At 64.8% G+C, this 13,077-nt stretch carries 12 protein-coding genes; 8 read left to right on the plus strand and 4 right to left on the minus strand.

From position 1 onward, the window contains the following. Nucleotides 1-156: 156 nt before the first annotated feature. The gene (locus QW861_RS02075) at nt 157-390 is read left to right on the plus strand and encodes an acetyl-CoA carboxylase biotin carboxyl carrier protein subunit (protein WP_315712384.1); all 234 of its coding nucleotides are present in this window, start codon (nt 157-159) and stop codon (nt 388-390) included. Here the strand turns inward: QW861_RS02075 and QW861_RS02080 are convergent. The 4 genes from QW861_RS02080 to QW861_RS02095 all read right to left on the minus strand — a co-directional run bounded on the left by QW861_RS02080 (nt 387) and on the right by QW861_RS02095 (nt 3,917). Further along, nucleotides 387-1,205 carry a phytanoyl-CoA dioxygenase family protein gene (locus tag QW861_RS02080; RefSeq protein WP_315826796.1) on the minus strand — a complete coding sequence of 273 codons (819 nt, stop codon included), beginning with the start codon at nt 1,203-1,205 and terminating at the stop codon, nt 387-389. The genes QW861_RS02075 and QW861_RS02080 overlap by 4 nt on opposite strands. Before the next feature lie 15 nt (nt 1,206-1,220). Then, a complete protein-coding gene (locus tag QW861_RS02085; protein ID WP_315712649.1) occupies nt 1,221-1,715 on the minus strand; it encodes a hypothetical protein in 495 nt (164 codons plus the stop codon). Nucleotides 1,716-1,919: 204 nt separating this feature from the next. Next, nucleotides 1,920-2,372, minus strand: a complete 453-nt coding sequence (locus tag QW861_RS02090; RefSeq protein WP_315749957.1) for a DNA polymerase III subunit chi — start codon at nt 2,370-2,372, stop codon at nt 1,920-1,922. A gap of 9 nt (nt 2,373-2,381) precedes the next feature. Further along, a complete protein-coding gene (locus tag QW861_RS02095) occupies nt 2,382-3,917 on the minus strand; it encodes a leucyl aminopeptidase (RefSeq protein ID WP_316192647.1) in 1,536 nt (511 codons plus the stop codon). Between the two features lie 339 nt (nt 3,918-4,256). Here QW861_RS02095 and lptF point away from each other — a divergent pair, with 339 nt between their 5' ends. The 7 genes from lptF (at nt 4,257) to QW861_RS02130 (ending at nt 13,017) form a co-directional block, all read left to right on the plus strand. Continuing rightward, nucleotides 4,257-5,426 carry an LPS export ABC transporter permease LptF gene (gene lptF / locus QW861_RS02100; RefSeq protein ID WP_315749956.1) on the plus strand — a complete coding sequence of 390 codons (1,170 nt, stop codon included), beginning with the start codon at nt 4,257-4,259 and terminating at the stop codon, nt 5,424-5,426. Continuing rightward, complete coding sequence (gene lptG / locus QW861_RS02105; protein WP_315712392.1) at nt 5,423-6,520, plus strand: LPS export ABC transporter permease LptG; 1,098 nt, start codon at nt 5,423-5,425, stop codon at nt 6,518-6,520. Before lptF ends, lptG begins: the two co-directional genes overlap by 4 nt. Then, entirely contained in the window at nt 6,520-9,030 is a 2,511-nt protein-coding gene (locus QW861_RS02110) for an LPS-assembly protein LptD (protein ID WP_315826795.1), read from the plus strand. Before lptG ends, QW861_RS02110 begins: the two co-directional genes overlap by 1 nt. Before the next feature lie 104 nt (nt 9,031-9,134). Next, the gene (locus QW861_RS02115; RefSeq protein ID WP_315712396.1) at nt 9,135-10,073 is read left to right on the plus strand and encodes a SurA N-terminal domain-containing protein; all 939 of its coding nucleotides are present in this window, start codon (nt 9,135-9,137) and stop codon (nt 10,071-10,073) included. Continuing rightward, nucleotides 10,073-11,074: a 4-hydroxythreonine-4-phosphate dehydrogenase PdxA gene (gene pdxA, locus QW861_RS02120; protein ID WP_315712398.1), complete on the plus strand. Its 1,002-nt coding sequence runs from the start codon at nt 10,073-10,075 to the stop codon at nt 11,072-11,074. Before QW861_RS02115 ends, pdxA begins: the two co-directional genes overlap by 1 nt. Further along, nucleotides 11,071-11,931 carry a 16S rRNA (adenine(1518)-N(6)/adenine(1519)-N(6))-dimethyltransferase RsmA gene (gene rsmA, locus QW861_RS02125; protein ID WP_315712399.1) on the plus strand — a complete coding sequence of 287 codons (861 nt, stop codon included), beginning with the start codon at nt 11,071-11,073 and terminating at the stop codon, nt 11,929-11,931. Before pdxA ends, rsmA begins: the two co-directional genes overlap by 4 nt. A 27-nt stretch (nt 11,932-11,958) precedes the next feature. Beyond that, a complete protein-coding gene (locus tag QW861_RS02130) occupies nt 11,959-13,017 on the plus strand; it encodes an alcohol dehydrogenase (protein ID WP_315712400.1) in 1,059 nt (352 codons plus the stop codon). Nucleotides 13,018-13,077 lie beyond the last annotated feature (60 nt).

Raw genomic sequence — 13,077 nt, forward strand, 5'->3', positions numbered from 1 at the left:
GGCGCGCCTCGCTATGCCCAGAGCTAGAGGTAGCAACGATGACTACATACATCCATAAGATTGAAAGCGCCATTGTAGCAGAATCAAAATTACTCTACTTTTGGTAGCTGACGTTGATGTTTGAGGTTCGATTGAGGCGATTCAGGAGGACGAAACATGAACAAGCAGCTTTACGCTCGACTTGACGGCCTGCTCTACGACGTCTGCGTCAAGGCCGGTCAAAAGGTGAAGACCGGTGAGGTCCTCTACGTCATCGAGGCGGCCAAATCACAGCTGTCGGTGAAAGCTCCCTACTCCGGGACAATCAGTCAGGTCAGGCGCAAAGCGGGCGATACGTTGAACGCGACCGATGTCGTGATGGAGCTGGATGCGGAGGACGCGGCAGCTTAATCGTCGCCGAAGTTCGGAGTCCTCTGCAGATGGATCGGCGACGACGCGCCGTTGTAGACCGTCGCTCGATCCAGCACGCGCTCGGCCTCGGCGGACGGCCAGGATCTTTCGATCTTGGGCCGCTTTCTGTCGAAGGCGCATTGCAGCCCCTCCGGGAGATCCGACCAGAACGGCACGAAGGACAATACGATCAGGGCTCGGTCTTCGCTCGAATTGTTCGCATGGGATGCGTGAAGGAGCCTGCCGTCGCGAACGATGAGATCCCCCTTCCGAACAGCAACATCAACTTCGTCTGGCCTCGTGGAAACCAGCACGTCGTCGACATGCAGAACCCGATCGGGATGTGTCGGCCTGCCCTCGATCAATTCATGTAGATCGTTCTTGCGCCGATGACTGCCGGGAAGCACGCGCAAGCATCCGTTTGCAGCACTCGTGTCGGTCAAATAGTACATGAAATAGAGAATTGGAGGCGTGGCGCCGTAACTCACGGCGCTCGACCAGCCCCACCAATCCTGGTGCCAGTGCAGCCTCGGACACCCGGCCGGCTTGGAGATCAGAAATCCAGCAAAAAAGCGCGCATCCCGGTATCCGGCGCGCTCCAACAATTCATATTGTGCATCGAAGAGAATGATCGGCGCGAAATCGACCGAAAAGTTGACCGAGACAACAAGCCCGAGATGGGGCTCCGCTCTCGCCTCAAGACTGGCCCGAGACTTGATTCGATTGCCGGCCTCCAACAATTCGCGAGGAAGAAAATCACGGCGTACCGCATACCCGGCCTCCTCCAACTCGCGACGGAGGCCGGTTATTTGCATGGCCGCCTCCCGCCGTCAGCTCGTCCGCTTCTTCGCCTTCGGCTTCGCCACCTTCGGCGCCGGTCCCGGATCGGGCGCGCGCTCGACCGAGGTCAGGCGGCCGGAGCTGAACGTGTAGACGCCGGCGCGTGCGCCGCGCAGCCAGGTCACCGTGGCCACGCGCTCGCCGCCATTGCTCGAGATGTTGACGTTGTCGGGTGCACCGATGCCGCGCACCACGTCGCATTCGGTGTGGCCGAGTGCGACGGTGCCGCCGGCAGCCGGCGTCGCGGCGGCGGGATCATTCGCCAGCGCGTTCGCGCCCGCAGCATCGGCCGCAGGCGCCATGCCCGGGCATGCGCCTTCGGCGCTCACAAGATCCTCAGCCGTGACCGGCTTGTCCGGCGTCAGCGGCGGCGCGTCGATCGAGATGTTTCTGATGAACAGGCGCTGCGGCCGGTTGAACCACTCAGCGTCCTTGGACAGGAAATCGGGCGTGCTCGAGCATCCGGCGACGACCGGGGCAAGCACAAGGAACGCCAGAGCGCGCGTCAGCTGTTTGGTGTGGTCTCGCACGATGAACCTTGCTGAATTGCAACCTGTGGACACTCTAACGTGTTGTCCCAACATCACTTTGCGGCACGTTCGTGACTTTGCCAACGCTCTGCCGGTAAATCGGCAGATTATCATTAATCACGCGGCGCTGCCATCATCGGCGCTTCACGGGCCTCCGTATCATTGGCGGCGCTGCCAGCGCCCCCGCTCATCCGCCTGCCAGTAGGTGACCTCGAATCCCCGCGATTTGCAATCGGTCCACGCCGATCTCGCAGCCGCGAGCGCGTCCGCATCATCGCCGTTGAACACGAGCACCATGCGCTCGTAGCTGTGCGAGTCCGATGGCAGCGCCGCGTTATCCACCAGGAAACGGACGTTCGCGCCGTTGGGATTGCTTTCTTCCACCGCGAGCACGATCGGCTGGTCGGCCACATCGGCCACCCGCCAGGTGGCGTGCGGCAGAAACGAATCGTCGCGATAGGTCCACAGATGCGCATCGAGCGCATCCGCGCGCTCCTCCGATGTCGACTGCACCACGACGCGCCAACCGCGCTCGAGCGACTTCTCGAGCAGCGGCGGCAGCACGCCTTCCACGGTCATGTTCTGCAGGTGGTAGAACAGGACTTCGGTCATCGCCCCGCGTCACGCCTTGCCGCCGGATTTGGCTTCGGCTTTGGTGTCGGATCTGGATTCGTAGGAGTCCCACACCAGCCGATCGAGCAGCCGGACGCCATAGCCCGATCCCCAGCTCTGGTTGATCTCCGATTTCGGCGCGCCCATCGCGGTGCCGGCGATGTCGAGATGCGCCCACGGCGTGTCGTTGACGAAGCGCTGCAGGAATTGCGCGGCGGTGATCGAGCCGCCATGGCGTCCGCCGGTATTCTTCATGTCGGCGAACTGCGAATCGATCAGCTTGTCGTATTCGTGGCCGAGCGGCATGCGCCACACCTTCTCACCCGTCTCCTGCCCCGCCTTGAACAGCTTGTCGGCGAGATCATCATTGTTGGTGAAGAGACCGGCATGCTCGGTGCCGAGCGCGACCATGATCGCGCCGGTCAAGGTCGCCAGGTCGATCATGAATTTCGGCTTGAACTTGGTCGCGACGTACCACAGCACGTCGGCGAGCACGAGGCGGCCCTCCGCATCGGTGTTGATGATCTCGATGGTCTGGCCCGACATCGAGGTGACGATGTCGCCCGGACGCTGGGCGTTGCCGTCCGGCATGTTCTCGACCAGGCCGATGGCGCCGATCACGTTGGCCTTGGCCTTGCGTGCGGCGAGTGCATGCATCAGGCCGACCACGCAGGCCGCGCCGCCCATGTCGCCCTTCATGTCCTCCATCGAGCCGGCCGGCTTGATCGAGATGCCGCCGGTATCGAAGCACACGCCCTTGCCGATGAAGGCGACCGGCTGCTCGCCGCGCTTGCCGCCATTGTAGTGCATCACGACGGTGCGGCTCGGCCGTGCCGAGCCCTGGCCGACGCCGAGCAGCGCGCCCATGCCGAGTTTCTTCATCGCGGGCACGTCGAGGATCTCGACGGTGACGCCGAGCTTGCGCAAGGCGGCAGCGCGTTTGGCGAACTCTTCCGGGTAGAGCACGTTCGGCGGCTCGTTGACGAGATCGCGCGCCAGTATCACCCCGTCGGTCACGTGGGATCGCGGCGCGAAGGCCTTCTTGGCCGCCGCGACGTCCGCCACGGCGATCGAGACATTGGCGCTGACGGCGCCCTCCTCGTCCTTCTTCTTGGTCTTGTAACGGTCGAACCGATAGGCCCGCAGCCGGATCCCGGCGGCCAGCGAGCTGACCTGATCCGGCAACAGCGGTCCCGAAGGCAGCTCGGCGAGCACCGCCACCGCTTCAGTTCCGGCGTTCAGCTTTCCGGCTAAAGTCCCGCCGTATTTGAGGAAATCCTTGTCCTTGAGGTCCGAGCCCTTGCCGATGCCGATGACGATCAAGCGCTGAATCTTGATTCCCTCAGGAGCCAGCAGATCCAACACCGCGCCATCCTTGCCCTTGAACCGGGCTGCCCCGGCCGCGCGCTTGATCAGGTCCGAGGCCCCCCCGAGCGCCTTCTCGGTCGCAGCTCCAAGACGCAGGGTGTCATCGCAGAACGCCACCACGATGCCACGCGGGGCGGTCGACAGCGGGACGAAGCCGACCTTGACGGCGTCGGACATCAAGCAATCCTCCAAATTTCGACGTGATGAGCCGCCACGTCCGGCCGAAAACCTCAAGGGCCAGACGCGGATGGCGGCAGTTCGGAACCCAACTTGACAGCAGTATGGCCTGCCCGGACCGCGGCTGCCAAGCGCCGCGTGGCGGGCCAGTCACAATCATGAAATTTTGACCGTATTTTCGGGGCGCCACGCCACAGCCATTTTGTCGACGGATCAACGAGATGGTAATGATATTCACTGCTCTTGGAACGTCACGGCGACAGCGGCCTTGGGGGACCCGTTTCAAGGGGGGCTGCAGCGCTCGTTCCGGGACTGCTGATTGGGGATCGAGCGCAGACGATGGGGTCCATCGACAGGTACATCTTTCGCACGACGCTGGCGTCGTTCGCGCTGGTGTTGGTCAGCCTCACCGGCGTGATCTGGATTACGCAGGCGTTGCGCGGCATCGACCTGATGACCAGCCAGGGCCAGACGATCCTGACCTTCCTTGGCATCACCGGGCTCGTGATTCCCTCCCTGCTCGGCGTCATCGCGCCGATCGCGCTGATGATCGCGGTCTCGCACACGCTGAACAAGCTGGCGACCGATTCGGAGATCATCGTCATGAACGCCGCCGGCATGTCGCCGATCCGGCTGTTCGTGCCGTTCGCCTATGCCACCTGCGCGGTAGCCGTGCTGGTGACGGTGATCGCCGCCTTCTTCGCCCCCGATGGCCTGCGCCGGATCAAGCAGTGGGATGCCGAGATCACCGCCGACGTGCTCGCCAACATCCTACAGCCCGGGCGGTTCGCGCAGCTCGACCAGAACCTGACCATCCGGATCCGCGAGCGCCAGCCCGGCGGTGAGCTGTCCGGCATCCTGATCGACGACCGCCGCGACCCCAAGGAGCGAATCACGATCATCGCCGAGAAGGGCACCGTCGTGAAGAATGCCGACGGCTCGTTCCTGGTGCTGGAGGACGGCAATCTGGAACGCTTCGAGCTCGGCAAGCGCGAGCCGGCGATGGTCGCGTTCGCCCGCTACGCCTTCGACATGTCGAAGTTTTCGAACCAGGGCCGCGACGTCACGCTCGGCATCCGCGAGCGCTATCTGTGGGAACTGATGGCGCCCGCCGAAAACGATCCGATCTACAAGCAGATCCCGGGACAATTCCGCCAGGAATTGCACGACCGCTTCCTGGCGCCGATCTATCCGTTCGCCTTCGCTGCCCTCACCTTCGCATTCCTGGGCGCGCCGCGGACCACACGCCAGAGCCGCAACTTCTCGTTCGGCAGCGCCATTCTCGCCGTGTTCGGCGTCCGCATGGCGGGCTTCGCCTGCTCGGTCATGACCGTGAAGACGCCGATGGCGGCGCTGGTGCAGTACCTCATGCTGTTCGGCGTGCTCGGCCTCAGCATCTGGATCATCATCGGCGGCGTGGTGGTCGAGCCGCCGGCGCGGCTGATGGAAGCCATCAACCGCTCGAACGCGCGGATCGCACGCCTGTTCGGAAGGCCGGCCACCGCATGAGCATGGTCACCAACACGCTCGGGCGCTATTTCGCCGGCCGCTTCCTGGTCTCGGCGGTCGGCGTGTTCGCGAGCATCTTCATCCTGCTCGTGCTCGTCGACTACATCGAGATGGTGCGCAAGACCTCCGGGCTCGCCTCGGCCTCGGCGCTGATGGTGGCGGAGACGTCGCTGTTCCGGGTGCCGCAATTGCTCGAGAAGATGATGCCGTTCTGCGTCCTGATCGGCGCCATGACCTGCTATCTCGCGCTGTCGCGCCGACTCGAACTCGTGGTGGCGCGCGCGGCCGGGGTCTCCGCCTGGCAGTTCATCGCGCCGGCGCTGGCAAGCGCCATCGTGCTCGGGCTAATGGCGACGACCCTCTACAACCCGATGTCGGCAAATCTGCGCGAGCTCTCCAAGCGCATGGAGGCCGAGCTGTTCGGCGCCGCCCCGGGCGGCGGCGTGCAGGACGCGGCCGGCTTCTGGCTCAACCAGATCAACCCCGACGGCTCGGTCATCATCAATGCCGCGCGCAGCGAGCAGCAGGGCGTCCGCCTGACCGGACTGACCCTGTTCCGTTTTGATACGGACAAGCACTTCAAGGAACGAATCGAAGCGCGCGAGGCGACCCTGGAAGAAGGCCGGTGGGTCTTCCGGTCCGTGCGCCGATTCTCCCTCGATGCGCCGCCGGTCGACGAACCGACGTACATTCTTCCGACCAGCCTGACGCCGGCACAGGTCCGAAACAGCTTCTCCACCCCCGAAACTGTGTCGTTTTGGCAACTTCCGACATACATCCGCTCGTCGGAGAGCTCGGGCTTCGCGACCGCGGGGTACAAACTGCAGTATCATAAGCTGATCGCGCAGCCGTTTTTGCTGGCTGCGATGGTCATGCTGGCTGCGTCCGTGTCGCTCAGGTTCTTCCGAATGGGTGGCGTACAGAAAATGGTTTTGAGTGGCGTGGGCGCCGGGTTTCTGCTCTACGTTCTGTCGAAAGTAACTGAAGATTTGAGCAAGGCTGAGTTGATGAATCCGATCGCTGCGGCGTGGCTGCCGGTGTTCGTCGGCGGCCTCACCGGCTTCATGGCCTTGCTCTACCAGGAGGACGGCTAGTGTCGTTCGTTGCCGTCCGTCAGACAGCGCTCGCCGCGCTTCGGCAGCATGCCGTTGCGCGCGTCGGTTGCGCGCGCGTGCGTCGCGCCGGGTCTGGCGTACTTGGATTCGTTATGGCCTGCGGGCTCGGCCTGATGGTCGCTGCTGCGATCGCGGTCGTGGCGCCGACCCCTGCCGTGGCGCAGGGCTTCACCTACAATCCGCGCCCGCCCAAGGCGCCGCCGCCGCGCGTCGCCAACGACAACCAGATGCTGGTGCAGGCGACCGAGGTCGATTACGACTACAACAACTCGCGCGTGTCGGCGGTCGGCAACGTGCAACTGTTCTACAACGGCACCTCGGTCGAGGCCGACCGGGTGATCTACGACCAGAAGACCAAGCGCCTGCATGCGGAAGGCAACATCCGCATGACCGACGCCGACGGCAAGATCACCTACGCCAACAGCCTCGATCTGTCGGACGACTATCGTGACGGCTTCGTCGATTCGCTGCGCGTCGAGACCGAGGATCAGACGCGGATGGCGGCGACCCGCGCCGACCGCTCCAAGGGCAATTACACCGTCTTCGAGAACGGCGTGTACACCGCCTGCGCGCCGTGCAAGGACGATCCGAAGAAGCCGCCGCTGTGGCAGGTCAAGGGTGCGCGCATCATCCACGACCAGACCGAGAAGATGCTGTATTTCGAGAACGCCCAGCTCGAATTCTTCGGCGTTCCCCTGGCCTACATCCCCTACTTCTCGACGCCCGATCCGACCGTGAAGCGCAAGAGCGGCTTCCTGATGCCCGGCGTCACCCAGACCGGCGGCTACGGCTTCGGCGTCGACATCCCCTATTACTGGGCGATCGCGCCGGATTACGACGCGACCTTCACGCCGCGCATCACCTCCAAGCAGGGCGTGCTGCTGCAGACCGAGTTCCGCCAGCGCCTCAGCAATGGCGGCTATCAGGTGCGCCTGTACGGCATCGATCAGCTCGACCGCAACGCCTTCGCCGGCCAGCCGGGCGACCGCCAGTTCCGCGGCGGCGTCGACACCAAGGGCCAGTTCGCGCTCAACGACAAGTGGGTCTGGGGCTGGGACGGCATCCTGCTGTCCGACTACATGTTCCTGTCGGATTACCGGCTGGCGCAGTACCGCGACCCGTTCAACTCGTTCATGAGCCTGCCGACCGAGGCGATCTCGCAGCTGTATTTGACCGGCGTTGGCAGCCGCAGCTTCTTCGACGTCAGGGCGATCCACTATCTGAGCTTCTCGGGCAACCAGCAGACCGTGCCGGTGGTCTATCCGGTGCTGGATTACTCGAACGTGCTGAACTATCCCGTGTTCGGCGGCGAGTTCAGCTACAAGACCAACTTCGTCAATCTGAGCCGCCAGACGGCGGTGTTCGATCCGATCACCACCACGGCCAACACCAACGGCCTGTGCACGACGACATCGGCTGACCCGCTTGCGCGCCTGCCGACGCAGTGCCTGCTGCGCGCCACGCCCGGCACCTACACCCGCCTGACTGCGCAGGCGGAGTGGCGGCGGTCGTTCACGGATCCCTACGGCCAGATCTGGACGCCGTTCGCGATCCTGCGCGCGGATGCGATCAACGCCAACGTCTCGAACCAGCCGGGTGTGGGCAACTTCCTGCAGACCGGCGACACCCAGGCGCTGCGGCTGATGCCGACGGTCGGCCTGGAATATCGCTACCCGTTCATCAACGTTCAGCCGTGGGGCACGACGACGATCGAGCCGATCGCGCAAGTGATCATCCGGCCGAACGAGACCTATGCCGGCCGGCTGCCGAACGAGGACGCCCAGAGCATGGTGTTCGACGCCAGCAACCTGTTCAGCGTCGACAAGTTCTCCGGCTACGACCGCGTCGAGGGCGGCGGGCGCGCCAATGTCGGCGTCCAGGCGACCACGCAGTTCGACCGCGGCGGCACCATCAACGTGCTGTTCGGCCAGTCCTATCACCTGTTCGGGATGAACTCGTTCGCGGTGCAGGACGCCAACAACACCGCCATCGGCTCCGGCCTGGACAAGAACGTCTCGGACTACGTGGCGCGGGTCGACTACTCGCCGAACCGCACTTACACGTTCAGCATGCGCAGCCGGTTCGACCAGCAGACCCTGAACATCCAGCGCTTCGAGGCGGAAGCCAAGGCGAACTTCGACCGCTGGTCGGTGGCCCTGACCTACGGCAACTATGCTGCCGATCCGGCGATCGGTTACCTCACCCGTCGTGAGGGCATCCTGGGCAGCGGCTCGGTCAAGGTGGCACCGAACTGGGTCGTGACGGGCGCCGCGCGGTGGGACCTCGCTGCCAACAAGATCAACCAGTATGTGATCGGCGCGGGCTATGTGGACGACTGTTTCGTGCTGGCCGCCAACTATGTAACGTCGTATAACTATACGGCAGGCACCACTCCACCCGTTCTGAGCCATGCCTATATGCTCCAGATCGGGCTTCGGACGCTTGCCACGACCTCGTCGACGGGAACCGGGGCTGGCGGCCTTCAGTAGTGCGCGCCAGTCTCCGACGGGCCGCTCCGTGGGGTTCGAAAGTCCCTCGTCGGGAGCCGTGGCGCGGCTTCCAGTTGGATCAATAGCGACAGCGAAGCTTGGTCATGACGATCGCGTTCTCTCCTCGCCTTCGGGCCCTGGCCATCTGCACTCTTGCCGCACTCGCCTGCGGCATCGGAACGATGTCGGCTCGCGCCCAGAGCATCGTCGTCATGGTCAATGGCGATCCCATCACCGACTATGACATCGAGCAGCGCACCAAGCTGAACTTCCTGAGCACGCGCAAGCATCAGTCCCGCCAGGAGATCATCGACGAGCTGATCGACGACAAGGTGAAGATCAAGGAAGGCAAGAAGTTCGGCGTCGAGCCGACCGCCTCCGACGTCGACCAATCGTTTGCTGGCATGGGCTCTCGCATGCGGCTCAACCCGGAACAGTTGACCAAATCGCTGGAGAGCCAGGGCGTGCGGCCGGAGACGCTGAAGGCCCGCATCAAGGCGGAGATCGTCTGGAGCAGCCTGGTGCGCGGCCGCTACAAGGAGCGTCTGCTCGTCTCCGACAAGGACGTGGCCGCGGCCGTCGCCGCTGCCGGCGGCGACGGCGATCAGCAGGGCCAGGCGTTCGAGTACAAGATGCAGCCGATCGTGCTGATCGTGTCGAACTCCTCGAACCAGGGCTTGATGGAAGCACGTCACAAGGAGGCGGAAGCGCTGCGCTCACGGGTGCAGACCTGCGCCGAAGCCAACAACATCTTCAAGACGACGGCGAACGCGGTCATCAAGGAGATCGTCGTCAAGACGTCCGCCGACATTCCGCCGAATCTGCGCAAGCTGCTCGATGACACACCGATCGGCCACCTGACTCCGCCGGAAGCGACGCGGCAGGGCATTCAGATGGTGGCGCTCTGCTCGCGGACTCCGACCACGATCGACACGCCGAAGAAGCGCGAGATCAAGGAGCAGATGTACACCAAGAAATACGAGGCCACCTCCAAGGCCTATCTGCAGGAAGTCCGCAAGGCGGCGATGATCGAATATCGCTGATGACGAAGCCGCTCGCGCTGACCCTGGGGGAACCGGCAGGCATTGGCCCCGACATCACCCTGCAGGCGTGGCTGCGCCGCACCGAGCTCGGCCTCCCCGCCTTCTACGTGCGCGGTGATCCTGCCTTCCTGGCTCAGCGCGCCAAGCTGCTCGACCTCCCCGTCACCGTGGACGAGGTTCGTCCCGAACAAGCGGCGCAGGCGTTTGCGACCGCGCTGCCCGTGGTCCCCACCGGGCACGCCGTGACGGCCCCGCCGGGCCGCCCGGACACGACGAGTGCCGAGGCGGCCATCGGCTCGATCCGGGAGGCCGTGGCCGACGTGAGGGCCGGACGCGCCAGCGCCGTCGTGACCAACCCGATCGCCAAGGCCGTGCTCTACCGTGCCGGCTTCTCGCATCCCGGCCATACCGAATTTCTCGCCGAGCTCGCCGCGGATGGCGGAGCCACGCCACAGCCGGTCATGATGCTGTGGTCGCCTGTTCTCGCCGTGGTGCCTGTGACGATCCACGTCGCGTTGCGCGATGCGATCGATCAGCTGACGAGCCCGCTGATCACGTCGACGACGCGAATCGTCGCGGCGAGCCTGCGCCGCTATTTCGGCGTATCGCGGCCGCGCATTGCGATGTCGGGCCTCAATCCGCATGCGGGCGAGGACGGCACGCTCGGCACCGAAGAGGACACGATCATCGCGCCCGCGATCGCAACCTTGCGCAATGCTGGCCTCGACGTGCAGGGACCGCTGCCGGCAGACACGATGTTTCATGAAGCCGCGCGCAAGACCTATGACTGCGCCATCTGCATGTACCACGATCAGGCACTGATCCCGATCAAGACGCTGGCGTTCGACGAGGGCGTCAACGTGACGCTCGGCCTGCCCTTCATCCGCACCTCGCCCGACCACGGCACGGCGTTCGACATTGCCGGCAAGGGCACCGCCAATCCGGCGAGCCTGATCGCGGCGCTCGAGCTCGCGGCGCGCATGGCCAGCCAGTCGTCATGAGCGCGATCGACGACCTCCCGCCGCTGCGCGAGGTCATTCGCGATCATCAGCTGTCGGCTCGCAAGGCGCTCGGCCAGAACTTCCTGCTCGATCTCAATCTCACCGCCCGGATCGCGCGCGCCGCCGGCCCGCTGGAGGACGCCACCGTGGTGGAGATCGGCCCCGGTCCGGGAGGCCTGACGCGGGCGCTGCTCGCGCTCGGCGCGCGCCACGTGATCGCGGTCGAGCACGACGAGCGCGCGATCCCGGCGCTGCAGGCGATCGCCGCGCGCTATCCGGGGCGGCTCGAAATCGTCTGCACCGACGCCCGCACCTTCGACGTCCGGCCCTACCTCGGCAGCACCAAGGCGAAGATCGTCGCCAACCTGCCCTACAACATCGCGACGCACCTCCTGATCGGCTGGCTTTCCGCAGAGCCGTGGCCGCCCTGGTACGACATGATGGTGCTGATGTTTCAGCGCGAGGTCGCCGAGCGCATCGTCGCGCGCGAGAACGAGGACGCCTATGGCCGGCTCGGCGTGCTCGCCAACTGGCGCTGCGAGACCAAGATCCTGTTCGACATCTCGCCATCCGCCTTCGTGCCGCCGCCGAAGGTCACGTCGTCCGTGGTGCGGCTGGTGCCGCGCCCGTCGCCCGAACCCTGCGACCGCCGCGCGCTCGAGCAGGTCGCCGCCGCCGCCTTCGGCCAGCGCCGCAAGATGCTGCGGCAGAGCCTGAAGTCGCTGCCGGCGGATCCCGCGCGGCTCGCGGCCGCCGCAGGCGTCGATCCCACCCGCCGCGCCGAGACCATTCCGGTGTCGGGCTTTGTTGCCATGGCCCGCGAATTGACCAATAGTCGCGACGCGAACAAGTCTTAATCAACAAGCATTTCAGGGAGTTTCATCATGGCGTTGATGCGCCGTCAGTCGCTCGTCAAGTTCGACGCACCGCTGTGCGAAACCATCGTCGAGACGCCGAAGCCGCAAGGCCGGGAAGTTCTGGTTCGCATCGAGCGCTGCGGCCTGTGCCACTCCGACCTGCATATCCAGGACGGCTATGCCGATCTCGGCGGCGGCAAGCGCCTGGACACCACGCGCGGCATGACCCTCCCCTTCACGCTCGGACACGAGATTGCCGGCGTCGTCGATGAGGTCGGACCCGACGTGCCGAAGGAACTGATCGGCGCGCGCCGCGCAGTGTTTCCGTGGATCGGCTGCGGCCAATGCCGCGACTGCGCCAATGGCGACGAGAATTTGTGCGCCAAGCAGCGCTTCCTCGGCGTCTCGATTGACGGCGGCTTCGCCACCCACGTGCTGGTGCCGGATGCGAAGTATCTGCTGGAATACGATCCGCTGCCGGTCAATCAGGCCGCGACGCTGATGTGCTCCGGCGTAACGGCCTATGGCGCGCTCAAGCGCCTCGTGGATCGGCCGCGCCAGCGCAATCTGCTGCTGATCGGACTCGGCGGCGTCGGCATGATGGGCCTGTCGTTCGCGCAGGCGATGTTCAAGCAACCGATCTCGGTGGCCGACCTCTCGGCGGCCGCGCGCGAGACCGCGCTGAAGAATGGCGCCGCGACGGCCTACGATCCGGCCGAGCCGGATGTGATCAAGCGCATCCTCAAGGAGACCGAGGGCGGCTTCGACGAGGTCGTCGATTTCGCCGGCAACGAGAAGTCGATGGCCTTTGCGGTGTCCGTCGTTGCACGCGGCGGCAAGATCGTCGTCTCCGGACTGATGGGCGGCCAGTTCACCCTGCCGATGGTTCAATGGGTGTACAAGCGCATGACCATCGAGGGCTTCATGGTCGGCACGCTGACTGAGGCGCACGAGTTGATGGCGCTCGCGCGCGCCGGCAAGATCAAGCCGCCGCCGATGCGCGAGGAGCCGATGGCTGACGTACAGAAGTGGATCGATGCGCTGCGCGCCGGCCATGTGGTCGGACGTGTGGTGCTGACGAACTGATCCCTCGTCCGTTGCGACATCGCACGCGGCGGCGGTGCTGCACCGCTGCCGCCGTGGCCA

The organism is Bradyrhizobium sp. SZCCHNRI1029 (assembly GCF_032487555.1).
Lineage (GTDB): Bacteria > Pseudomonadota > Alphaproteobacteria > Rhizobiales > Xanthobacteraceae > Bradyrhizobium.